Source organism: Amnibacterium sp. CER49 (assembly GCF_029846255.1).
In the GTDB taxonomy this organism is placed as follows: domain Bacteria; phylum Actinomycetota; class Actinomycetes; order Actinomycetales; family Microbacteriaceae; genus Amnibacterium.
Genome location: NZ_JARVWQ010000002.1, coordinates 934,394 through 955,986 on the forward strand (window position 1 = coordinate 934,394; position 21,593 = coordinate 955,986).

The 21,593-nt window shown below is 74.9% G+C and carries 26 protein-coding genes and 1 pseudogene; 15 read left to right on the top strand and 12 right to left on the bottom strand.

Annotated features, from left to right (window positions below; all coding sequences use genetic code 11):
* The first annotated feature begins 118 nt into the window (after positions 1 to 118).
* Positions 119 to 574: an SRPBCC family protein gene (locus tag QDR37_RS14465; RefSeq protein ID WP_279714484.1), complete on the top strand. Its 456-nt coding sequence runs from the start codon at positions 119 to 121 to the stop codon at positions 572 to 574.
* Here the strand turns inward: QDR37_RS14465 and QDR37_RS14470 are convergent.
* Entirely contained in the window at positions 571 to 1,887 is a 1,317-nt protein-coding gene (locus QDR37_RS14470; protein WP_279714485.1) for an alpha-hydroxy acid oxidase, read from the bottom strand. The genes QDR37_RS14465 and QDR37_RS14470 overlap by 4 nt on opposite strands.
* A gap of 95 nt (positions 1,888 to 1,982) precedes the next feature.
* Here QDR37_RS14470 and QDR37_RS14475 point away from each other — a divergent pair, with 95 nt between their 5' ends.
* Complete coding sequence (locus QDR37_RS14475; protein WP_279714486.1) at positions 1,983 to 2,192, top strand: hypothetical protein; 210 nt, start codon at positions 1,983 to 1,985, stop codon at positions 2,190 to 2,192.
* A 170-nt stretch (positions 2,193 to 2,362) separates the two neighbouring features.
* Here QDR37_RS14475 and QDR37_RS14480 read toward each other — a convergent pair whose 3' ends face one another.
* Complete coding sequence (locus tag QDR37_RS14480; RefSeq protein WP_279714487.1) at positions 2,363 to 2,839, bottom strand: GNAT family N-acetyltransferase; 477 nt, start codon at positions 2,837 to 2,839, stop codon at positions 2,363 to 2,365.
* A gap of 224 nt (positions 2,840 to 3,063) precedes the next feature.
* Between QDR37_RS14480 and QDR37_RS14485 the strand changes: the two genes are divergently transcribed.
* Positions 3,064 to 3,804: an SGNH/GDSL hydrolase family protein gene (locus QDR37_RS14485; protein WP_279714488.1), complete on the top strand. Its 741-nt coding sequence runs from the start codon at positions 3,064 to 3,066 to the stop codon at positions 3,802 to 3,804.
* Between the two features lie 166 nt (positions 3,805 to 3,970).
* A pseudogene (locus QDR37_RS14490) lies at positions 3,971 to 4,315 on the top strand (SRPBCC domain-containing protein); the annotation flags it as partial.
* Between the two features lie 41 nt (positions 4,316 to 4,356).
* Here the strand turns inward: QDR37_RS14490 and QDR37_RS14495 are convergent.
* Positions 4,357 to 5,643 carry a DUF6596 domain-containing protein gene (locus QDR37_RS14495; protein WP_347882111.1) on the bottom strand — a complete coding sequence of 429 codons (1,287 nt, stop codon included), beginning with the start codon at positions 5,641 to 5,643 and terminating at the stop codon, positions 4,357 to 4,359.
* A 2-nt stretch (positions 5,644 to 5,645) separates the two neighbouring features.
* On the bottom strand, positions 5,646 to 5,984 hold the full coding sequence (locus tag QDR37_RS14500; protein ID WP_279714489.1) for a YciI family protein: 339 nt from the start codon (positions 5,982 to 5,984) through the stop codon (positions 5,646 to 5,648).
* Between the two features lie 161 nt (positions 5,985 to 6,145).
* On the opposite strand from QDR37_RS14500, the gene QDR37_RS14505 reads away from it, so the two are divergent.
* The gene (locus tag QDR37_RS14505) at positions 6,146 to 6,730 is read left to right on the top strand and encodes a GNAT family N-acetyltransferase (protein ID WP_279714490.1); all 585 of its coding nucleotides are present in this window, start codon (positions 6,146 to 6,148) and stop codon (positions 6,728 to 6,730) included.
* Here the strand turns inward: QDR37_RS14505 and QDR37_RS14510 are convergent.
* The 3 genes from QDR37_RS14510 to QDR37_RS14520 all read right to left on the bottom strand — a co-directional run bounded on the left by QDR37_RS14510 (position 6,708) and on the right by QDR37_RS14520 (position 8,945).
* Positions 6,708 to 7,949, bottom strand: coding sequence for a sigma-70 family RNA polymerase sigma factor (locus tag QDR37_RS14510; RefSeq protein WP_279714491.1), 1,242 nt, complete (start codon positions 7,947 to 7,949; stop codon positions 6,708 to 6,710). The two genes, QDR37_RS14505 and QDR37_RS14510, sit on opposite strands and share 23 nt — an antisense overlap.
* Positions 7,946 to 8,269 (bottom strand): YciI family protein, encoded by a 324-nt coding sequence (locus tag QDR37_RS14515; protein ID WP_279714492.1) that lies wholly within the window; start codon positions 8,267 to 8,269, stop codon positions 7,946 to 7,948. The genes QDR37_RS14510 and QDR37_RS14515 overlap by 4 nt, the downstream gene beginning before the upstream one ends.
* A 109-nt stretch (positions 8,270 to 8,378) precedes the next feature.
* Positions 8,379 to 8,945 carry a phage holin family protein gene (locus QDR37_RS14520; RefSeq protein WP_279714493.1) on the bottom strand — a complete coding sequence of 189 codons (567 nt, stop codon included), beginning with the start codon at positions 8,943 to 8,945 and terminating at the stop codon, positions 8,379 to 8,381.
* Positions 8,946 to 9,051: 106 nt separating this feature from the next.
* Between QDR37_RS14520 and QDR37_RS14525 the strand changes: the two genes are divergently transcribed.
* The 4 genes from QDR37_RS14525 (at position 9,052) to QDR37_RS14540 (ending at position 10,975) form a co-directional block, all read left to right on the top strand.
* Complete coding sequence (locus tag QDR37_RS14525) at positions 9,052 to 9,699, top strand: NAD(P)H-dependent oxidoreductase (RefSeq protein ID WP_279714494.1); 648 nt, start codon at positions 9,052 to 9,054, stop codon at positions 9,697 to 9,699.
* A 17-nt stretch (positions 9,700 to 9,716) separates the two neighbouring features.
* On the top strand, positions 9,717 to 10,067 hold the full coding sequence (locus QDR37_RS14530; protein WP_279714495.1) for a YciI family protein: 351 nt from the start codon (positions 9,717 to 9,719) through the stop codon (positions 10,065 to 10,067).
* Between the two features lie 42 nt (positions 10,068 to 10,109).
* Positions 10,110 to 10,661 carry a GIY-YIG nuclease family protein gene (locus QDR37_RS14535; protein ID WP_279714496.1) on the top strand — a complete coding sequence of 184 codons (552 nt, stop codon included), beginning with the start codon at positions 10,110 to 10,112 and terminating at the stop codon, positions 10,659 to 10,661.
* Between the two features lie 74 nt (positions 10,662 to 10,735).
* Positions 10,736 to 10,975 (top strand): hypothetical protein, encoded by a 240-nt coding sequence (locus tag QDR37_RS14540; RefSeq protein ID WP_279714497.1) that lies wholly within the window; start codon positions 10,736 to 10,738, stop codon positions 10,973 to 10,975.
* A gap of 18 nt (positions 10,976 to 10,993) precedes the next feature.
* Here QDR37_RS14540 and QDR37_RS14545 read toward each other — a convergent pair whose 3' ends face one another.
* From QDR37_RS14545 to QDR37_RS14555, 3 genes are read right to left on the bottom strand one after another with little or no spacing between them, the layout of a single operon-like run.
* Positions 10,994 to 11,395, bottom strand: coding sequence for a TIGR03618 family F420-dependent PPOX class oxidoreductase (locus tag QDR37_RS14545; RefSeq protein WP_279714498.1), 402 nt, complete (start codon positions 11,393 to 11,395; stop codon positions 10,994 to 10,996).
* A gap of 46 nt (positions 11,396 to 11,441) precedes the next feature.
* The gene (locus QDR37_RS14550) at positions 11,442 to 11,894 is read right to left on the bottom strand and encodes a rhodanese-like domain-containing protein (RefSeq protein WP_279714499.1); all 453 of its coding nucleotides are present in this window, start codon (positions 11,892 to 11,894) and stop codon (positions 11,442 to 11,444) included.
* Positions 11,891 to 12,844 (bottom strand): DMT family transporter, encoded by a 954-nt coding sequence (locus QDR37_RS14555; protein ID WP_279714500.1) that lies wholly within the window; start codon positions 12,842 to 12,844, stop codon positions 11,891 to 11,893. The genes QDR37_RS14550 and QDR37_RS14555 overlap by 4 nt, the downstream gene beginning before the upstream one ends.
* An 81-nt stretch (positions 12,845 to 12,925) precedes the next feature.
* Here QDR37_RS14555 and QDR37_RS14560 point away from each other — a divergent pair, with 81 nt between their 5' ends.
* The 3 genes from QDR37_RS14560 (at position 12,926) to QDR37_RS14570 (ending at position 15,935) form a co-directional block, all read left to right on the top strand.
* The gene (locus QDR37_RS14560; RefSeq protein WP_279714501.1) at positions 12,926 to 13,852 is read left to right on the top strand and encodes a LysR family transcriptional regulator; all 927 of its coding nucleotides are present in this window, start codon (positions 12,926 to 12,928) and stop codon (positions 13,850 to 13,852) included.
* A 120-nt stretch (positions 13,853 to 13,972) separates the two neighbouring features.
* Positions 13,973 to 15,367 carry a ferredoxin reductase family protein gene (locus QDR37_RS14565; protein ID WP_279714502.1) on the top strand — a complete coding sequence of 465 codons (1,395 nt, stop codon included), beginning with the start codon at positions 13,973 to 13,975 and terminating at the stop codon, positions 15,365 to 15,367.
* A gap of 10 nt (positions 15,368 to 15,377) precedes the next feature.
* Positions 15,378 to 15,935: an FMN-binding protein gene (locus QDR37_RS14570; protein ID WP_279714503.1), complete on the top strand. Its 558-nt coding sequence runs from the start codon at positions 15,378 to 15,380 to the stop codon at positions 15,933 to 15,935.
* A gap of 144 nt (positions 15,936 to 16,079) precedes the next feature.
* Here the strand turns inward: QDR37_RS14570 and QDR37_RS14575 are convergent, their stop codons facing one another.
* Together QDR37_RS14575 and QDR37_RS14580 are read right to left on the bottom strand one after the other, a co-directional pair.
* Positions 16,080 to 16,535, bottom strand: coding sequence for a hypothetical protein (locus QDR37_RS14575; RefSeq protein WP_279714504.1), 456 nt, complete (start codon positions 16,533 to 16,535; stop codon positions 16,080 to 16,082).
* A 237-nt stretch (positions 16,536 to 16,772) separates the two neighbouring features.
* Complete coding sequence (locus tag QDR37_RS14580; RefSeq protein WP_279714505.1) at positions 16,773 to 17,090, bottom strand: ATP-dependent DNA ligase; 318 nt, start codon at positions 17,088 to 17,090, stop codon at positions 16,773 to 16,775.
* A 255-nt stretch (positions 17,091 to 17,345) separates the two neighbouring features.
* Between QDR37_RS14580 and QDR37_RS14585 the strand changes: the two genes are divergently transcribed.
* From QDR37_RS14585 to QDR37_RS14595, 3 genes are all read left to right on the top strand, one after another.
* The gene (locus QDR37_RS14585; protein WP_279714506.1) at positions 17,346 to 17,984 is read left to right on the top strand and encodes a 2-phospho-L-lactate guanylyltransferase; all 639 of its coding nucleotides are present in this window, start codon (positions 17,346 to 17,348) and stop codon (positions 17,982 to 17,984) included.
* A gap of 89 nt (positions 17,985 to 18,073) precedes the next feature.
* Positions 18,074 to 18,595: a hypothetical protein gene (locus QDR37_RS14590; RefSeq protein WP_279714507.1), complete on the top strand. Its 522-nt coding sequence runs from the start codon at positions 18,074 to 18,076 to the stop codon at positions 18,593 to 18,595.
* 51 nt (positions 18,596 to 18,646) lie between these two features.
* A complete protein-coding gene (locus QDR37_RS14595; protein WP_279714508.1) occupies positions 18,647 to 21,553 on the top strand; it encodes an aminotransferase in 2,907 nt (968 codons plus the stop codon).
* Positions 21,554 to 21,593 lie beyond the last annotated feature (40 nt).

A 21,593-nucleotide genomic window follows, 5' to 3' on the forward strand; every position in this document is an offset into this window, starting at 1 on the left:
TCCCTGTTCCAGAGCGGCGCGGAGACGGATGATGCGGCTGGACCCGCGCCGCCGACCTCCCCGCAACCGGCTGACGCGGGTCCCTGCGACGCCTCATCGCATGCGGAAGGAGGACGACATGGCCGTCGTCGAGGAGAGCACCGTGGTCCACCGGGCCCCGCAGGAGGTCTTCGACTTCCTCGCCCGCCCGGCCAACCTGCCGGTCTGGGACAACTCGATCGTCGACGCCGCGCAGGACGGCGATGGACCGCTCGGTGTCGGCACGCGCGTGCGCGGCACCAGCAAGATCCTCGGTCGCCGCTTCGACTGGGTGACCGAGTACACCGAGTACGACCCGCCCCGGCGGCTCGTGAGCCGATCGGTCGAAGGACGCCTGCACTTCACCGTGACGAACACGCTCGAGCGCGAGGGGGACGGCACCCGCGTGACCTGGCGGGTGGACGCGACGCCGGGCCTCGGCGGCGTGTTCGGGCGCCTTGCGGACCCGCTGGTCGAGAAGGCGCATGCTCGGACGGTCCGCGGCAACCTCGAGACGCTGACGGAGGTGCTCACCGAGCACCAGGACGCGTACTAGCCCGACGCCCGCTCGCTCCGGAGCACGTGCTGCGGACCGATCTTCGCCGTCGCGTCGAGGCCGAGCAGCTGCAGCGCGCGCTGGTACTCGGAGCGCAGGATCTCCGCGGCGCGGTCGACGCCGCGCTCGCCACCCGCCATCAGGCCGTACAGGTAGGCGCGGCCGACGAGGACCGCATCAGCGCCGAGCGCCACGGCCGCGATGATGTCCTGCCCGTTGCGCACGCCGCTGTCGAGCAGCACGGTCGTCGACTCGCCCACCGCTTCGCGTACCGCCGGCAGCACGTCGAGGGTCGCCGGTGAGCGGTCGAGCTGGCGTCCGCCGTGGTTCGAGACGACGACGCCGTCCGCCCCGGCCGCGACGACCCGGCGCGCGTCCTCCGGGTTGACGATCCCCTTCACGAGCAGGTTGCCGGGCCACCTCGACCGGAGCCACGCGAGGTCGTCGTAGTCGATGCCCGGATCGAACAGGAGCCCGGCGACCTCGGAGTAGGAGACGCCCGGGAAGTCGCGCACCGACGCGAACTCGACCGGCGCGGTCGTCAGCTTGTCGATCCACCACGACGGGTAGCGGGCCATGTCGAGGAAGGTCCGCGCGGTGAGCGACGGCGGGATCGTGAGGCCGTTGCGGAGATCCTTCAGCCGTCGGCCGCCGACCGCCGAGTCGATCGTCAGCGCGATCGTCCGCACCCCCGCCTGCAGCGCGCGCTCGACGAGCTCGGCGTTCAGCGCCTCGCTGTTGGTGAGGTAGAGCTGGAACCAGTTGTTCCCGCCCGGTGCGGCCGTCGTCACCTCCTCGATCGTCGACGTGCCGACGGTCGAGAGCACGTACGGGATGCCGACGCGCGCAGCGACCCGGGCGGCTGCGGTCTCGCCCGCCTCATGCATCAGGCGCGTGTAGCCCGTAGGCGCGAAGACCAGCGGCAGCGCGATCCGGTCGCCGAGAAGCGTGGTCGAGATGTCCGGGTCGACGACGGAGTGCAGCAGCTCCGGGAGGAACTCCGTCGTCTCGAACGCGGCGAGGTTCTTGCGCGCCGTCGCCTCGGCGTCCGCGGCGCCGTCGACGTAGTCGAACACCGCGCGAGGCGTCACCCGCTGCGCGACCCGGCGCAGGTCCGCGATCGTCAGGGCGGACTCGAGCCGACGCTCGACGGGGTCCAGCGTCGGACGCCGGAACCGCAGCACCGTCCGCAGCTCGGCGATCCGCGGCAGCCGCCGACGAGCGGCCGGCGGTACTGGCGGCGTGTCCGGTGCGCTCCCAGCGGCGGCAGCGTCGCTGCCCTTCGTGGTCGGGACGTCGTCCACCGCCGTCATCGCTGCACCTCCGCTGGCGTCGTCGCCGTCGGCGCCCGGGCGGGCACCGCTGCCATTGTCCCTGCCCGGCACCTGCGCGGGAGTACGGTGCCGTGATGCCCTACCGCCCGTCTCGCCTCGGCGTCGCACTCGTGCTCGCCGGTGTCCTGACGCTCTTCGTCGGCGTGATCGCGCAGCTCGCCGTCACGGACGGGCTCGCCGAGATGCTCTGGGTGCTGGTGAGCATCGTCGGAGCGGGCGTGATCCTGACCGGGATCGTCGTGCTGGTGCGCGCCTACCGGGCGATGCTGCCGCCCGAGGACTGAGCGGAGCCGGTCACGCGGCTTCCGGCCTCGACGCGACCGCGGAGGCGAGCAGCTCCGCGTCGGTGATGCGGCGGTCCGGCGTCCGGGATCAGGCGGAGCGGCCCGTATCAGGCACCGAACGGGCTCTCACGCCTGAACGCGGTATCACCGCCTGAACCCGGACGCAGGGCTCAGCCGCCCAGCACCTTCGTCATCTGCAGGGAGTCGACGGCGTAGCCGAGCGACTCGTAGAGCGCGCGTGCCCGGACGTTCCGCCCGAAGACGTTCAGCCCGATGGCGGTCCAGCCCTCATCGGCCGCCACGGCCTCCGCGGCGAGCATCGCCGCCCGGCCGAAGCCCTGCCCCCGCCGCTCCTCGTCGATCTCGATGTCGTAGACCCAGCCGGCTGCAGGTCGTCGAGGATGCGGACCGACCCAGAGCACGCCCACGGGTCCGCCCTCCGCGTCGAGGATGCGGAGGAGATGCGCGCCCGCGGTGCGGAGCCCGTCCGGCAGCAGCTCCGCGGTCTGCGTGGCACTGCGCCGTCGCGCCTCGTCGAGCGGCACCCCGGACGCCTCCGCGATGTCGACGGCGTAGGCCTCGACCTCGTGCTCCTGCCACATCTCGAACTCGACCTGCGTCATGGGTCGCACCTGCGCGCTCGTCACGCTCCGGGAGGCTAGGCGCTGGAACCGCCCCACGGGCGGATCCCGGCTACTGGTTCTGCGCAAGACCACGGCCGTATCGGCACTCCGTATGAAAGATCACGATCGGGTCACAGAATCGGCCTCCGTCGCGGTACCGTTCCGGCGTGCACCGCTCCTCCCGCTCCCTGCAGGAGCGCGTGGGGGCCCGTCCAGGCCGGAGCCGGGGGCGACGCACCCTGCCCGTCGTGGCGGGCATCGCGACGGCGCTGGTGGTGACGCTCGTGCTCACAGCGGGGTCCCTGCTGCCGCACCGGCACCCGCGCGTGCTCTACGTGCTCGGCGACTCGTGGAGCGCGGGCCTCTACGCCGACCCGGCCCGGGCGCTGGCGCAGGACGCCGCGGCCGAGCTGCACATGACACCCATCGTCGACGCGCAGTCGGGCACGGGCTACCTCATCGCCCCTGCGGGCACCCAGACCTACCCGCAGCGGGCGGCCGCGATCTCGGTCGACGTGCCCGTCTCGGTCGTCGTGATCCAGGGCGGCAGCAACGACGACGTCGCCGATCTCGGAGCGCTGCCGAAGGCGGTCACCGCGACGATCGATGCCGTCGAGCGCACGCTGCCCGGCGCCCGCATCGTGCTGCTCGGACCGGGGCCGGATCCATGGCCCGTCACCGCGATGCAGCGGTCGGTCGATGCGGTGCTCGCGCGCACCGCCGCGAGCGAGGACGTCACCTATCTCTCGCCGATGCGCGAGGGCTGGTTCACGAGCGCGACGATCGACCGGATCATCGATCCGGCCAACGCGCACCCCACGGCGGCCGGGCAGGCGATCCTCGGCCACCTGCTCGCGCAGGACCTCCGCGACGTGCTGCCGCTCGGTCCAGCGGCTCCCGGTCGCGGTGGCCATCACCTCGTCGTGCTGCCCACGACGCCGAGCGTCACCTCCGCCGGCCGGCAGCGCAGCCGGACCGCCGGCGGGTAGCGGCGGACCGCTGCCGGACGCTGTCGGCGCCCACGAGCATCCTGCTTCCGCAGGCGGCGCCGCCTCAGCAGCGAGAGGACCTTCCATGACGGATCCGACCGAGTCCGACATCCGGGTGCGCGGCACCCTGCAGGCCGAGGACGGCGTCGGCGTCGTCCGCATCGAGATGCCCGTCGCCGCAGACCGGGCGACCGTCTGGGCGGCGGTCACGCAGCCGGAACGGATGGCCGGCTGGGCGGGTGAGATCGGCGGCGACCTCCGCGAGGGCGGGACCTACACCGCGCACCTGTTCCCGAGCGACTGGGAGGGCGGGGGGCGGGTCGTCGCCTGCGAGCCCGGGCGCCGGTGGGTCGTCGAGGGAGCGGAGGCGGGGCGGGCACCGATGACCGACGAGCTCGTGATCGAGGCCGACGGCGCCGGCGGGTGCACGGTGGTCCTCACCGAGCGCGGCGCCGCGCTCGAGCAGGTCGAGTACTACGGCGTCGGCGTGCAGATCCACCTCGAGAACCTCGCCGCGTACCTCGCCGGCCGACCGCCCGTCGATCCGGATCCCTACTGGGCACGCCTGCTGCCCGAGTACGAGCGGCTGGCCGCGGCGCTCGGCTCGACGACGCGGAGCGCTGCGAGCCTGCGCTCGAGCAGCCGCCGCTCCGCCGCGTTGCCCGTGAGCAGCAGCGCCTCCTCGTAGGCGGCGCGTGCCTGCGTCGGCCGGCCGAGGCGGGTCAGCAGGTCCGCCCGCGCGGACGCCAGGTAGCCGTAGCCCGCGAGCACCGGCTCGGCGGCGAGACGGTCGAGCTCCTCGAGCCCCTCGGCCGGTCCGTCGGCGAAGCCGATGGCGACTGCCCGGTTCAGGGCGACGATCGGCGACGGCCAGACGTCGAGCAGCAGGTCGTACAGGCCGCGGATCTGGCGCCAGTCGGTGCCCGCCCACGTCTCGGCCTCGTCGTGCACCGCCGCGATCGCCGCCATGAGCGTGAAGCGTCCGGGACGTCCGAGCTCGAATGCGGCCGCGAGCGCCCGCAGCCCCGCGGCGATCGCCTCGCGGTCCCACACGTCGCGATCCTGGTCCGGCAACAGCACCGGCACGCCGTCGGGGTCGACGCGGGCCGGCCGGCGCGCGTCGGTGAGCAGCACCAGCGCGAGCAGCCCGGCGACCTCCGGCTCCCGCGGCAGCAGCGCGCGCAGCAGCAGCGCGAGCTCGAGCGCCCGCTCCGAGAGGCTCCGCCGCAGCAGGCCCTCCCCGTCTGGTGCCGTGTGCCCGGTCGTGTAGACAAGGTGCACGACCGAGAGCACCGACTGCAGGCGCTCCGGGAGGTCGTCCGGCTCCGGCACGCGATACGGGATGCATGCGGCGGCGACCTTCTTCTTCGCCCGCGTGATCCGGGCCGCCATCGTCGGCTCCGCGACGAGGAACGCGCGGGCGACGTCGGCGGTCGACAGCCCGCAGACGAGCCGGAGCGTGAGCGCGACCCGGGCCTCCTCCGCGAGAGCCGGGTGGCAGCAGGTGAAGATCAGCCGCAGCCGATCGTCCGGCACCGCGCCGCGGTCGTCCGCGGGATCTGGCTCGGGCAGCAGCTGCGGCAGGGCCCGCTCGGCGACGACGGCGCGGCGCCGCAGGTCGAGCGCGCGCCGCCGAGCCGCCGTCGTGAGCCAGGCGCCGGGGCTCACCGGGATCCCTCGCTCGCCCCAGGTGGCGAGGGCCGACGCGTAGGCGTCCTGCACCGCCTCCTCCGCGGCACCGAGATCCGGCGCGAGTCGGGCGGCCGCGGCGAGCACGAACGCCCACTCGCGGCGGTGCGCGGCGCTGACCGCCGCGGCGACCTCGGCGGACGTCGCCACCGTCAGCTCATCACCCGGATCGGGCGCACCTCGACGCCGCCGGACGGCATCGGGATCTCCTTCGCGATCGCGAGGGCCTCGTCGAGGTCCGCGGCCTCGATCACGTAGTAGCCGCCGAGCACCTCCTTCGTCTCGGCGAAGGGCCCGTCGGTCACCGCGAAGCCGCCTCCGCCGTCGGGTCGCACGGTCGTCGCCGTGGCGGCCGGCTCGAGCGCCGCGCCGCCGCGGAGCGCGCTCCCCCGCCGCTCCATGAACCGGCGGTAGGCCTCGCTGACCGTCTGCCCGGTCACCTGCTCCTCCGCCGACTCGTCACGGTGGATCAGCATCAGGTAGTTCGCCACGGCAGTGCTCCTTGCTCTCGTGCTCGTCGAGGACCGTCCTCACCTCTACCGACGTCGAGGGGGCGCCGGGATCGACAGCCCGCGAGAAGTCGTCCTCCGACCGATGATGCCGCGACGTCGGGCCCCGCCCCTAGGGTGCGAACGAGCGACTGGAGGGCGGTATGGCGGACATCGCGGTGCATCCGGCCACCCCGGACCGCTGGCACGACGTCGCCGCCGTGTTCGGGCGCCGCGGCGAGGACGCCTCCTGGGACTGGTGCCGTGTGCTGCTCACCCCAGGTCCGCCCGGCGCGGACGGGCGCCCTGACAACCGCCGCGCCCTGCACGACGAGGTCGACGGCGGGGCGACGCCGCCGGGTCTCATCGCCTACCTCGACGGCCGTCCCGGCGGCTGGAGCCGCGTCGGCCGGCGCGACGCGTTCGTGGGCGTCACGGGCAACCGCACGCTCGCGAGGCACCTGGTGCCCGATCCGGAGACCTGGTGGGTCACCTGCTTCTCGGTGCAGACGGCGGTCCGCGGGCGCGGCGTGGCGACCGCGCTGCTCGCCGCCGACGTGGCGCACGCGAGCGCGCACGGCGCGAGCGCCGTCGAGGGGTACCCGGTCGACGTGGAGCACCTCGCCGCTCGCAAGGTGGGCGCGAGCGCGCTCTACACGGGCACGCAGCGGCTGTTCGAATCCGCCGGCTTCGTCGAGGTCGCCCGGCCGTCGGCGACGAGGCCGCTCATGCGCCTCGAGCTGCGCTGAGCCCGTCGCGCCGTCGGGCGAGCGCGGCGGCCTCGGCGGGGTTGCCGGTGAGCGCGATCGCGCGGTCCCACGCCTCGCGCGCCTCCGCCGCGCGGTCGAGCCGCCGCAGCAGGTCGGCGCGGGCGGCGTGCAGCGCGGGATACGCGTCGAGGCGGTCGCCGAGCCGGTCGACGAGGGCGAGCGCGACGGCCGGCCCGTCGAGTTCCGCGATCGCCACCGCGCGGTTCAGCGCGACGACCGGCGACGGGTCGAGCCGCACGAGCTGGTCGTAGAGCGCCACGATCTGGCTCCAGTCCGTCGCCGCGACGTCCGTGGCGGACGTGTGCACCGCGTTGATCGCCGCGAGCACCTGGTACGGCCCGGGCGGCTCCCCGGTCGCGAGGCGTGCGCGCACGAGCCGGTGCCCCTCGTCGATCAGCGCGGCGTCCCAACGGCCGCGGTCCTGCTCGGCGAGCGGCACGAGGCCGCCGTCCGGCGACAGCCGCGAGGGCCGGCGCGCCTCGGTGAGCAGCAGCAGCGCGAGCAGCCCGGTCGCCTCGCCGTCGTCGGGCAGCAGCCCGTGCACGAGCCGCGCGAGGCGGATCGCCTCGGCGGTGAGGTCCTCACGGATCGGATCCGTGCCCGGCCCGGACGCGAGGTAGCCCTCGTTGAAGACGAGGTAGAGCACGGCGAGCACCCCGGACACGCGCGCCGGCAGGTCCGCGGCGGACGGCACGCGGTACGGGATCCGAGTCGCCCGGATCTTGCCCTTCGCCCGGGTGATGCGCTGCCCGATCGTCGTCTCGGGCACGAGGAACGCGCGGGCGATCTCCGGCACGGTGAGGCCGCCGACCATGCGCAGGGTCAGCGCGAGCCGCGCCTCGAGCGCGAGGGCCGGGTGGCAGCAGGTGAAGAGCAGCCGCAGCCGGTCGTCCTCGACGGCGCCGATCGGCTCCGGCGGGTCGTCGTCGCGCAGCATCTCCGCCTCCTGGTGCTTCTCGTCGCGCCGGGACTCCCGGCGGATCCGGTCGATCGCCCGGCGGGTGGCGGTGGTCGTCAGCCAGGCCCCCGGGTTCGGCGGCACGCCGTCGTCGGGCCACCGCTCGACGGCGACCGCGAACGCCTCCGCCGTGGCCTCCTCGGCGACGTCGAGGTCGCCGAAGCGCCGGGTGAGGGCGGCGAGCACCCGGCTCCACTCCTCCGAATGGGCTCTCGCGATCGCCGCCCGCGCGTCCGTCACAGGAACGGCCGCACCTCCACCTTGCGGTTGCACGCCTTCGACCCCTCGGTCGCGAGGGCGAGCACCTCGTCGAGATCCGCGGCCTCGATGATCCAGAAGCCGGCGAGCCACTCCTTCGTCTCGACGAACGGCCCGTCGGTGACGAGCCCGCGGCCCTCGCGGTTGTCGATGGTCGTGGCGTTCTCGGTCGAGCCGAGGCCTCCGGCGAACACCCAGTGCCCGTCGGCCTGGAGGCGGTCGTTGAAGGCGTCGATCGCGGTCGCCTCGTCGGAGGTGGCACGGCCCGCGCCGTCGTCGATCACGGAAACGAGGTATCGCATCGGGTTCTCTCCTGCGGTCCGGGGCGCCCCTTCTGGCGCCCGCTCACCATCTCAACGAACGGGCCGCGACGGATCCGACATGCCTGCTGAGGATTCTTCGCGGCCGGCGTCAGGTCGGGATCTCGAGGTCCGGATCGGGCGGAGCGGTCGGCCGGACGATCTCGCTCCCCGGTGCCGGAGCGTTCTCCGCTGGTGGCGCTCCGTCCTGCCGTCGCGCCCCGCGGACACGCGCGAGCTCGTCGCGACCGTTCTGCGCGAGCAGCACCGCCGCGCCGCCCGCGAGGGCCGCCACGACGACCGCCGATCGCGCGTAGCCGATGCGGTTGCCGAGCCCGCGCCAGAGCGCGATGCCGGTGAACAGCACCGCGGTGTTACCGGCCGCCGCCGCGCCGCCGAGCAGCCCGACGCCCCTCGCGGCCTGCTTCGCCGAGTCGGTGATCTCGCTCCGGGCGGCGCGCACCTCGTCGCGGACGAGGTCGGACACGTTCTGCCCGAGGCCGCCGACGAGGCCGCCGAGCGCGGCGGCACCGACCCGCGCCGCCGGAGCGGCGTCGCCCTCGGCACGGGCCGCGGCGAGCTCCTGCCGCACGCGGTCGGACACGCTCTGCCCGACGCCGCTCACGATGCCGCCCAGCGCCGCCGCCGCAGCGCGTCGCGCCGGCTTCCCGTCGCTCATGTACCGCCCCCTTCGCATCGTCACCGCACCCGCGGCGGAGCCAGCCTTCCGCGTCGACCGGGGAGCGACATGGGAGGGCTCGACAGCGACCGGTTAGCGTGTGCCCGTGCCCTCCCTCCTGCGCATCGACGCCTCCATCGACGAGCACGGGTCGCGCTCACGCGCGATCACGACCGCGTTCGCCGACGCCTGGGCTGAGCGCGGCCCGGCGTTCACGACGACGGCGCTCGACCTGCACCGCGAGCCGGTGCCGCATCTCCCGGACCCCGCCCTGCACTGGGCGCCCTCGCTGCGGCAGCCTGGTGCCGCCCCGTCGCCCGAGGCGGAGGCGGTGCAGCAGCGGATCCTCGCGCAGCTGCTCGAGGCCGACGTGCTGCTGCTCGGTGCCCCGCTCTACAACTACTCGCTGCCGTCGACGCTGAAGGCGTGGCTCGACCACGTGCACGTGCCGGGCACGACCACGCCCTTCGGCGACCTGGACACGCGCCCGATGGCCGGCCGGGACGCGGTGGTCGTCTCGAGCCGCGGCGGCTCCTACGACCCGGGCTCGCCCACCGAGGGCTGGGACCACGCGGTGCCGCCGCTGCAGATCGTGCTCGGCGAGGCCCTCGGGATGCGGGTGCACGTCATCACCACGAGCCTCACGCTCGCCGGCAGCATCCCGGCCATGGCCGAGCACGCCGCTCGCGCCGACGAGGAGTTCGCGCAGGCGACCGCGGCGGCCGTCGTGCTCGCCCGCACCCTGCCCGCCTGATCCGATCGGAGCGACCGATGCCGCAGTACGCCGTGCTCATCTGGGCGGCCGACTCCGCTCACGCGCCCGAGGCGACCTCCGACGACCTGGCGGAGAGCGACGAGCACGCGGCACGGCTGCGCGAGACGGGCACGATGACCGCCGCCTACGCCTTCACCCCGCGCGAGCACGCCGTGTCGATCCGCGCCGAGGGCGTGACGCCCGGCCCCTTCGTCGACGCCGAGCAGGCGATCGCGGGGCTCTTCGTGCTCGAGGCGCCCGACCTCGACACCGCGCTCGAGCTCGCCGCGTCGACCCCGGCGGTCCGCAGCGGCGGCGGCGTCGAGGTGCGGCCGATCCACAGCGGCGGCCCGGTCGAGGCCGGCTGACCTCGGGTCCTGTCGGTGCCCGGTCCCTACCCTGAGGGGCCGATGCCCACTCCGCCCGCCTCCTGCGTGATCCCGGGCTGCGCCGCGCCCGTGTCGCGGCCGGACCTGCTGCCGCTCTGCACCGAGCACCTCGCGTCCGCCGCCGAGCTGCACGCCCAGCGCTTCGGCACCCCGGACCTGCTGCCGGTGCCGTGCGTGCTCTGCGGATCCCGGCTCGGCGTGCGCTTCCCGTCCGGCTGGGCCTGCGCGGTGTGCGAGTGGCCGCACGGCGAGGTCCCCGACGGCGAGCTGCCGCCGCCCCGCGTCGACGTCGTCTACTACCTCCGCTTCCGCGATCGCGTGAAGATCGGCACGACGAGCAACCCGCGGCAGCGCTTCGCCGCGATCCGGCACGAAGAGCTGCTCGCGTTCGAGCGCGGCGACCGCCGGGTCGAGCAGCGTCGACACGGCGAGTTCGCCGACGAGCGGCAGGGCACGAGCGAGTGGTTCGACCTCTCCGACCGGCTCCGCGCGCACATCGACGTGCTCGCAGGCGGCGTCGACCCGTGGGACCGCTGGCGCCGCTGGGTGGCCGAGGCGACCGCCGTCCGGTGACGACCTCGGGTCATCGCGGGCGTCCCAGCCTGCTGCCCGATGCTGTCGTGGTGCGACGGAGCAGGGCGGCCGGGATGACGGTCGAGGAGGCGCAGCGCATCGCCGAGCGGGCCGACCGCGGCGAGCTCGACCTCGGCGACCCGGACATCGCGCGAGCGGTGAACGAGGCACGGCGTCGGCTCGTGCGGGCGAGCGTGTGGGGCCGGACGGATGAGGAGCGCCGCCGCACCCGCGGCACCGTGCTCGTCATGAGCGGCGCGGTGCTGCTCTTCGTGCTCGGGCTCACCCTCGCGATCGCGCTGCCGCGTCCCTGATGTTCAGGAAGCAGAGCCTCAGGCGAAGCGGCCCCAGGCGTGCACGCGTCGGATCCCGGCGCGGACGCTGACGCGCGGCCGCTCCCGGTCCGGGTAGGCGCTGCCCGTGTAGTGGGTGGCGAGCGCGTCGATGTCGGCGAGGTCCGCGTCGTCGTCGATGCGCGTCACGTCGAGCTGCAGGCTCACGTGCGTGCCCCAGTCGTCGCCGTCGAGCACCGTGAGGGCGACGCGCGGGTCGTCGCGGAGGTGCTGGAGGCGCATCCGGCCGCCGTCGAGGTTCAGCAGCACGAGGTCGTCGTCCTCGAGCAGGTACCAGGTGGCGACGGAGAGGGGCCGCCCGTGCGTGCCGACGGTCGCCATGACGGCGGGGTTCGGGAGGCGGAGGAAGTCGCGGACCTGGGGCGAGAGCTCGGCTGGCACGCCTCGACGGTAGAGGACGGGCCGCGTCCCGGTCTCCGGTGCGGGGTCAGCAGTCGCAGTGCACGCCGCGCGGCGCGGTGAGCGGATCGGCGGCCCCCCGGGTCACCCCGCCGTCGGTCTCGACGGGGAACCCCTCCCGCGCCCAGTACTCGAAGCCGCCGAGCATCTCGCGCACGGGGCGACCGAGCCGCGCGAGCTCGAGCGCCGCCCGCGTGGCACCGTTGCAGCCGGGACCCCAGCAGTAGGTCACGACCTCGAGGTCCGGGGGCAGCTCGCCGATGCGGCTCGCGATCTGCCGTGTCGGCAGGTGCACGGCACCGGGGATCCGTCCCTGCCGCCAGGCGTCGTCGCCACGGCTGTCGAGCAGCAGGAACGGGGTGCCCGCCTCGAGCGCGGCGTGCACGTCGGCGACGTCGGTCTCGAAGCGCAGCCGAGCGGCGAAGTGCCGCACGGCCTCCTCGTCGGGCCGGGCACCGGTGGTGGTGCCGTGCAGCGTCATGAGGGGGATCCTTCCGAGCGGGAGACGGGAACGGGCTTCCGGGTCGCGGCGGGTCGTGGCTCGCGCCGTCGCCGTAGGGGCACCCGCGTGACGGCGACGCCGACGAGGCAGAGCGCGCCGCCCGCGAGCGCGACGGGCGGCGGCACCTCGCCGAGCACGACCGCCGAGAGCAGCACGGTGAGCGCCGGCACGACGTAGGTGGAGGCGCTCAGCGTGCCCGCGCTCGTGCGGGCGAGCGCGTAGGCCCAGGTGGTGAAGGCGAGCGCGGTCGGTCCGAGCGCGAGGTACGCGACCTCGGCGACGGCCGAGGGCGGCGCGACGGCGAGCTCGCCGACCAGCTGCCCGGCGAAGGGCAGGCAGGTGATCGCGCCGACGACGCAGCCGAGCCAGGTGGCGGTGACCGCATCGACCGTGCGGAGCACGATCTTCTGCAGCAGCACGCCGACCGCGTAGGACACGGCGCAGCCGACCGCGAGCAGCACGCCGATGCCGTCCGAGCGGCCCGACGAGGTGGCGACGGCGATGACCGCGACCCCGGCGAAGGCGACCGGCAGCCCGATCCGGAGGGCCGGCGGGAACCCCTCGCCGAGGAGCAGGGCGGCGAGCACGGCGACGAGCACGGGCGCGACGTTCACGATGAGCGCCGTCGTCCCGGCGTCGAGGTGGCGCTCGGTGGCGTTGATCCCGATGTTGTACAGGCCGAACCAGGCGACGCCGTAGGCGCCGATCAGCAGCAGGGTGCGCCGCGACGGGCGCACCCGGACGGGACCGCGGTGCGGCAGCAGCCGCACGCCGGTGAGCGCGACTGCCGCGATCGCGAGCCGCAGCAGCGCGAGCGGCCCCGGCGAGAGCACGGCCCCGACGTCGCGGATCACCACGAACGCCGACGCCCAGAGGAGCACGGTGACGAGGGCGGCGATGAGCGGGAGCGAGGACGGGCGGGCGGGCACGTCTCGAGCATCGCGCGACTGAAGCGAGAGCACTACTGATGATTCCTGTTGCTGGGTTCAGCCACGCTTTACAATCCAGCCATGCTCGACGTGCACCGTCTCCGCATCTTCCGCGCCGTCGCCGCGGCCGGCTCGCTGCAGGCCGCCGCGTCACAGCTCTCCCTCACGCCCTCCGCGGTGAGCCAGCAGGTCGCGGCCCTGCAGCGGGAGACGGGGCTCGTGCTCATCAGCCGGGCCGGCCGCGGCATCGAGATCACCCCGGCGGGCCGGTCGCTCGCCGAGGGCATCGACGGCGTGCTCGGCCGCCTCGCCGACCTCGAGTCGGTGGCGAAGGACCTGCGCGAGGGGCGCTCCGGCACCCTCTCGATCGCCTACTTCGGCTCCGTCGGCTCGGCGTGGATGCCGCACGTCGTGCGCCGCCTCCTCGACACCTACCCCGACCTGCGGCTCGATCTCGTGCAGGCCGAGATGCTCGCCGTGGAGGAGCAGCGGCCCGACCTGCAGCTCGTCGTCGAGCAGCCCGCGTTCGCGCCGCCTTCCGGCACGCGCCTGGTCCCGCTCGTCGAGGAGCCCTACGTGGCGGTGCTCCCCCGCGACCACCCGCTCGCCGCCGAGCCCGGGGTCCGGCTCGCCGACCTCGCCGGCGAGCGCTGGATCGACAACGACGTGCACCGCGGCTGGTGCCGCCGCAACCTGCTCGAGTCGTGCGCCGCCGCCGGGTTCGAGCCGGCGTTCGCCGTCGAGACGCAGGACTACCCGACCGCGATCGCGTTCGTCGCCGCCGGGGTGGGTCTCACGGTGCTCCCCCGGCTCGGCGCCCACGACATGCCGCCGGAGGTGGTGGCCGTGCCGCTGCACTGGCCGACGCCGGTGCGCCGCATCCACGCCGTCGTCCGCACCGCCACTGCGCATCACGCGCCCGTGCAGACGGCCCTCGCGCTGCTCGCCGAGTGCGCCGAGGCGCACCGGCGCCGCCTCGCCGACGCCGAGGTCGGGGTCGCCGCGTGAGCGGGCGCACCGCCGCTCCTTCGCCGATCGGACACGCCTCGGCGACGCACAGGAACGACATCGGAGGGCCATAGCGAGCACGGCCAACCTCGGGACGTCCACCTCGAGAACAGGCACGCCGTGACGACCACCCCTTCGGCCCCCACCGCCACCGCGCCGGCGCGCACCCGGCCGCCGCTGCCGCCCCGCCGGCTTCCGCGCCGCGGTCGCCCGATCGTGGCGGACGTGCTCGCCGCCCTCGCGGGGCTCGGCCTCGGGATCACGCTCGCGCTCGGCATCTCCGCGCAGTCGCTGCACAGCGTCGCGACGCTGCCCGGCCTGCTCACCGCGGTCGGCCGCGTCACCGGGCTGCTCGCGAGCTACGCGATGCTCGTCACCGTCGCGCTGTCGGCGCGCATCGGCCCGCTCGAGCGGGCGATCGGCCAGGACCGCCTGATCCGCTGGCACCGGCGGCTCGGACCCTGGGGCCTCTACCTGCTCCTCGCCCACGTCGTGCTCATCACGGTCGGCTACGCCGGGCTCGAGGGCACGGGCGTGCTCCACCAGCTGTGGCTGCTGGTCCTCACCTACCCCGGCATGCTCGGGGCCGCGGTCGCGACAGCGCTGCTGTTCCTCGCGGGCGTCACCTCGTACGAGCGGGCCCGTCGCCGCTTCCGGTACGAGACGTGGTGGACCATCCACCTCTACACCTACCTCGCGCTGCTCTTCGCCTTCGCGCACCAGGTCGACGACGGCGCCTCGTTCGTGGAGCACCCGCTCGCGACGATCTGGTGGACGACGATCTGGCTCGCGCTGCTCGCCGCGGTGCTCTGGTGGCGATTCCTGCTGCCCGTCGTGCGGTCGCTGCGGCACCGCATCCGGGTGGCCGACGTGGTGCGCGAGAGCCCGGACGTCGTCTCGGTCGTGCTCGAGGGCCGCCGGCTCGACCGGCTGCCCGTCGCCGGCGGCCAGTTCTTCCAGTGGCGCTTCCTCACGAAGGGCGCCTGGTGGGAGGCGCACCCGTTCTCGCTCTCGCACGTGCCGCACGGCGACCGGATGCGCATCACGGTGAAGGACCTGGGCGACCACAGCCGCGAGCTGGCCGGGATGCGTGCCGGCACGCCGGTGTTCATCGAGGGCCCGTACGGCCGCTTCACCGCCGATGCCGCGCTGAACCCGAAGGTCGTGCTGATCGGCGCCGGCGTCGGCGTCACGCCGCTGCGCAGCATCCTGCAGGACCTCGACGAGCACGCGGACGTCGCGGTGCTGCTGCGCGGCCGGAGCCGGGAGGACCTCGTGCTCCGGGACGAGATCGCCGACGAGGTCCGTCGCCGCGGCGGCCGCCTCTGGGAGGTGCTCGGGCCGCGCGCGACGGTCCGCCTGAACGCCACCACGCTGCGGAAGGCGCTGCCCGACATCCACGAGCGCGACGTGTTCCTCTGCGGGCCGGAGGAGTTCACGCAGCTCGTCGCCGCCGAGTGCCGCCGTGCGGGCGTCCCCGAGGCGCGCATCCACCTCGAGTCGTTCGTCCTCTAGGAGATCCGTCATGAAGCGCTCCCCCGTCGTCCTCGCCGCGACGATCCTCGGCACCGTCGGTGTGCTGCTCTGGAAGCCCCTCTCGGCCTCGAGCGTGGAGGGCACGAGCACCGCGCCGAGCGGTACGCCGTCCTCGACGAGCAGCACCGCGAGCTCCGGCTCGAGCGGCGCGTCCTCCTCGTCCTCCTCGTCGTCGTCCTCCTCGAGGAGCGGCTCCAGCGGTCTGAACGCGACCGCCACCGGAGCGCTCGAGACCGACCGCTACGGCGACACCCGGGTCAGGGTTGTGATCGCGAACGGGAGGATCACCGACGTGGTCGTGCTCGCGTACAACGACGGCGATCCGCGCTCGGCGGAGATCAGCCAGGCGGCGATCCCGATGCTCGAGGAGGAGGTGCTGAGGAAGCAGACCGCGGCGGTCGACGCGGTGAGCGGCGCCACCTACACGAGCAACGCCTACCTCGCGTCGCTGCAGTCCGCGCTCGACAAGGCCGGCTACACGGCCGCCGACGGCTCCAAGGCGAGCACCGACCTGTCGAGCCTCGACGCGAACCTCGGCGGGCACTGACCCGGCTCGCGCCGCGGGTACCGCGTGCAGGGGATCCACCCTCGTGCAGGGCGGAACCCGGCGATCGTCCCTGCACGCCGGTGGATCCCCTGCATCCGGCGACCCCTGATCCGGGCGCGGACCGCGGTGGCCGCTCCGCGAGCGCTACTCGGTGCGAGACGGTCCGGCGTCGTAGCGGCGCGTGTCGGCGTCTGCCCGCCCCGCGTCGGCACGCGTCGCGCCGGCGTCCGTCCGGTCGGCGCGCGTCGTGTCGACGTTCGGATCGAGCTCGTCGGCCCGGCGCAGCCGCCCGTCGACGTCGGCGCGCGCCCGTTCGGCCTCGGTCCGCCGGTCACCGCTCTCGCGGGCGAGCCGCTCGGCCTCGGTCTGGGCGCGCATCGCCTCGGCCTGCTTGCGGTCGGCTTCGGCCTTCACCCGGATCGCGTCCGCCTCGCGCTCCCGCGTGGCGAGGTCGGCCTCCCGCGCCTCCTCGCGCAGCTTCTCTGCGCGGTGCTCGTTCAGCCTCGCCGTCGCCCTGCCGCGGCGCGCGACCACCAGCACGACCGCCACCACCACGACGATCACCACGACGGCGATCACGATCCAGATCACGGAGCTCATGGGGCACCTCCTGCCGACGTTCCTAGCGCTGCCACCCGTGCTGCGGCCTGTTCCTCAGCGAACGCCCATGCATCTACGTACTCGGCCGCCGCTCAGGCGCGCGGTGTCGAATGACTGCAGTACGTGCTCCACAGCATGACCTGGCGCCCTAGGGGTAGGACGTCGCCGAGCCCCTCGGTCCGCGGTTGCGGACGAGGGGCTCGACGGTCTTCACGGCCCGGTCCCGGGTCGCGGAGCTCAGCTGCGGCGCACGCCGAGCGCGCGGACGAGCTGGCCCTCCTCGTTCGTCACGACGAGTCCCTGCGAGCTGCGCGCGCTCTCGGTGAGCACCCCGAGCCAGTCCCGATCGATCGCGGGCGGCCGCGAGCCGGCGAACTTGAAGTAGAGGTCGCCCTCCGGGTGCAGCCAGATCGAGCTGCGACCGTCACCGGAGGCGAGCGAGTCGAGCCACGACATCGCGAAGCTCTCCTGGCGCCGGAACTGCTGCATGATCACGATGTGCAGGTGCGCGAGCGTCCGGTCGTCGAACTCGACCGTGACGGCGTTGTAGGTCATGCTGCCCACCGTCAGGCCTCCCGCTCCGGCTGGAGCCCGGGCGCCGCGTACTCGAGCAGCAGGTCGGCGGCCTCGTCTCCGATCAGGAGCGACTTGTCCGCCATGGTCACGTGTCGCACCTCGGAAATCTATTGGGCCCGGGGCGCCGCAGCGCAGTCGCGCCCGACCGCTTGACATCGAGGGACCGGCTCCCCCTCCGATCGGGGGTCGGCTCCGAACCCCCTCGGACGCCGTTTCCGGCGGAAGGGGGCGCGCATGCTCGACTGGGCGGTCGTCGTGCCGGTCCGTGGCCCGCGGGAGGACGAGGACGGCTGCGCGCTCGCGGACGCCGTCGCACGCGACACCCTGGAGGCGGTCGCGGCGAGCGCCTCCGTCGCGCTGCTCGTCGTCGTGACCGACGACGCGCGCCTGGCCAGGGACCTCGCGCTGCCGCTCGCCGCGACTGTGCACGTGCAGCGGGCCCCCGGACTGAACCGCGGCATCGCCGAGGCCCTCGCCTCGATCGAGGAGTGCCGCGAGACGTGCGGCCGGGCGGTGCTGGTGGGCGATCTGCCGGCGCTCACCGCCGGCGACCTCGACACCGCGCTCGCGACCGCCGGCGAGCACGCGCTCGCGGCCGCACCCGACGCCGAGGGCTCCGGCACGGTGCTGCTCACCGCCCACCCCGGCATCCCGCTGCTGCCCGCCTTCGGTGCCGGCTCGGCCATCCGCCACCGCCGGCTCGGCCACACCGCGATCCGCGTCCCGGACGGCGTCCGCACCGATGTCGACGGTCCCGCCGGCCTCCCGGCCGCGCTCCGCCTCGGCGTCGGCCGGCGCACCGCGGCGATCGCCCGCCTGCTCGCGGCGCCCTCCCCCGCCTCGCGCTCGCGCTTCGGGCTCGCCGTCGGCTGACGGACTCGCCGCAGCGGCACTCCGCGTCGAGCCCCGTGCGGGGGTATCCAGGAGGCGGTGCCGCCCCGGCGCCGGTACGGAGGTCGCTCGTGTTCCCCCGTCGTCCCCGACCCACGGAGGCGGCGCGGACGACGCCGTTCCGCGCGCTGCCCGTGCCGGGCCGCGACGACCCGGTGCGGGCGTTCGCGTACGAGGCGCTCCGGACCGCACCCGCGCTGTGCGTCGTGCAGCTGCCCGTCGGCCTGGACGACGCCGTCGCGGCGCTCTCCCGCGCCGCGCGCGACTTCGGGCGCTCCGGCATCCGCTGGAGCGGTGCCGGCGTGCTCCGCTCCAGCGGCCTCCAGTGGTTCGGCTTCGACTCGGGGCGCTCGTCGATCGTCGCCGTGCCGCAGGCACCCGGCGCCGACGGCGCTGCCGACGAGCGGTTCCAGGCGCTCGTCCGCGCCCTCGCGGCCGGGCCCTGGCGCACGGTCGTGCTCACCGAGGCGTCGCCCGAGCTCCACGACGCGCTCGAGGCCGCCCGAGCCGTGCCGGCCTGGGAGGTCGCCGGCCTCGCGCACCTCGCGCCCGGCGCCTCCTCGCCCGGCGGCGCCGCCACGTTGGCGGCCTAGCCGGCGCGCGCGCTCCGGCGCGGCGGCCGCGCGGTGCGCCAGGATCCTCCCGTGCAGGAGCAGCAGGTGGAGGAGTTCGGCGGCCTCGCGCGGCCCGCGGTGTCGCTGGAGCAGGCCCAGGGGCTCGCGGAGTCCCTCTTCGGCGTGCGCGGTCGGGTCTCCGAGCTCGGCAGCCAGCAGGACCGCAACTTCCTGATCGAGGCGGAGCGCGGCCGCTTCCTGCTCAAGGTGAGCAACCCCGCCTTCCCGGCGCGGGAGCTCGAGGCGCAGGACGTCGCGATGCGCGCCCTGCACGCCGCCGACATCCCCGCCCCCGAGCCGGTGATGCCGCTCGCGGGCGGCACCGCGGCGGTCGACGTCGACGGGCGGACCTGCGTCGTGCGCCTGCTCACCTTCGTCGACGGCGAGCCCCTCATCGACGTCGTGCACTGGTCGACCGCCACCACCGCGGCGCTCGGCGATCTCGCCGGCCGCGTCTCCGCGGCGCTCGCGGACGCCGGTCACCCCGGCTTCGAGCGACGGCTGCAGTGGGACCTGCGGCACGCCGAGCGCGTCGTCGGCGACCTGCTCCGGCACGTCGCCGACGACGACCGGCGGCGGCTCGTCGAGGACGCCACGGCGCAGGCCGCGGCGGCGCTCGCCCCGCTCGCCGACCGGCTGCCGCTGCAGGTGCTGCACGGCGACCTCACCGACGACAACACGGTGTGCGAGCGGGACGCCCTCGGCCGGCCGCGCCTCACCGGCGTGATCGACCTCGGCGACGCCGCGCTCGGCTGGCGGGTGGCCGAGCTCGCGATCGCCTGCAGCCCGGTGTTCCACCACGACCCGGACCGGCCGCTCGCCGTGCTGCCGCTCATCGCCGCGTTCGACGCCCACGCGCGCCTCACCGACGACGAGATCGCCGCGATCTGGCCGCTGCTCGTGCTCCGCGGCGCGACGCTCGTCGTGAGCGGCGAGCAGCAGGTCGCGATCGACCCGGGCAACGACTACGCGGACACCGCCCGCGACCGCGAGTGGCTCATGTTCGCGGTGCCCGCGGCGTTCGACGAGGCGGTGGCCACCGCAGCGATCCGTCGGGCGCTCGGGCGCCACGTCGCTGCCCCTCGATCCCTGGAGGCCGGACCCGTGGTGCCCGTCGGCACGGCGGTCGCGGTCGTCGACCTCGGCTGGTCGAGCAGGCAGCTCGAGGCCGGCGACTGGCTGCATGACCCGGAGGGCACCGAGGAGCGGGTGCTCGGCGAGGCCGCGGCGAGCGGGATCGCCGCCACCCGCTTCGGGCAGCCGCGCCTCACCCGCGCCCGCGCGCTCGACCCCGCGCCGCCACGGAACGCGCCGCTCGGCGTCGACCTGCGCGTCGCGACCCCGACGGGGCTCGTCGCGCCCTTCGACGGCGAGCTGCGACCGACGAGGAACGGTCTCGTCCTGACCGGGCGCGACGCCGCGCTCGTCGTCGACGGCGTCGGTCCCGAGTCGCCGGGGCCGGTGTCCGCCGGCGCACCGATCGGCACGGTGCGGCGGGCGGCGTGGCTGCAGCTGCTCGATCTCGCGGTCGGGCCGGTGCCCGCCGAGCCGCGACGGTTCGTGCCGGCCGCGGAGCTCCCCGCGTGGCGGGTCCGCTTCCTCGATCCCGCTCCCCTGCTCGGGATGCCGCCGGCGCCGGCGGAGGAGCCGCCCGCCGGCGTGCTCGCCCGCCGCGACGCCGCGTACTCGACGCTGCAGTCGCACTACTACGCCGCTCCCCCGCGCATCGAGCGCGGCTGGCGCGAGCTGCTCATCGACACGGACGGCCGCCACCACCTCGACATGGTGAACAACGTCACCGTGCTCGGACACGGGCACCCGCGCATCGCCGCAGCGGCCGCGGACCAGTGGCGGATGCTGAACACGAACTCGCGGTTCCACTACGGCGTCGTCGCCGACCTCAGCGAGCGGCTGCTCGCGACCCTGCCCGGCTCGTTCGACACCGTGCTGCTCGTGAACAGCGGCAGCGAGGCGGTCGACCTCGCCCTGCGGCTCGCGCGGGCGTTCACCGGCCGCGACGACGTGCTCTGCGTGCAGGAGTCGTACCACGGCTGGACGCTCGCCTCCGACGCGGTCTCGACGGCCCTCTCCGACAACCCGCGCGCCGAGGAGACCCGACCCGGTTGGGTGCACGTCGTCGACGCCCTGAACGCGTACCGCGGGCGGCACCGCGGCCCGGACGCGGGCGCCGCCTACGCCGCCGACGCCGTCGCCGAGATCGACCGGCTCGCCGCCGCGGGCACGCCGCTCGCCGCGTTCCTCGCCGAGCCGCGCAACGGCAACGCGGGCGCGATCGAGGTCCCGCCCGGCTACCTCGCTGCGGTGTCGACGGCGGTGCGCGCGCACGGCGGCGTCTGGATCGACGACGAGGTGCAGGTCGGCTACGGGCGGCAGGGCGACGTGTTCTGGGGCTACCAGCAGCACGAGGACGTCGTGCCCGACATCGTCACCGTCGCGAAGGCGATGGGCGACGGGCATCCCCTCGGCGCCGTGATCACCCGCCGGGAGATCGCCGACGCGCTCGCGTCGCAGGGCTCGTTCTTCTCCTCGGCGGGCGGCAGCACGCTGAGCGCCCGGATCGGTCTCGAGGTGCTCGCCGTGCTGCAGGACGAGGGGCTGCAGGCGAACGCGCACGAGGTGGGCGAGCACCTGCGCCGCCGCCTCGAGGCGCTCGCGGAGCGGCAGCCGCTGATCGGCGCGGTCCACGGCCGCGGCCTCTACCTCGGTGTCGAGCTCGTCCGCGACCGCGTCACGCTCGAGCCGGCGACCGAGGAGACCGCGGCGCTCTGCGACCGCATGCTCGAGCTCGGCGTGATCGTGCAGCCGACCGGCGACCGGCAGAACGTGCTCAAGGTGAAGCCGCCGCTCTGCTTCACCCTCGGGAGCGCCGACCACTTCGTCGACCTGCTCGACCGGGTGCTGACCGAGGGCTTCTGACCGGTCGGGAGCAGACGACGGCGCCGCTCCCCCGGGTGGG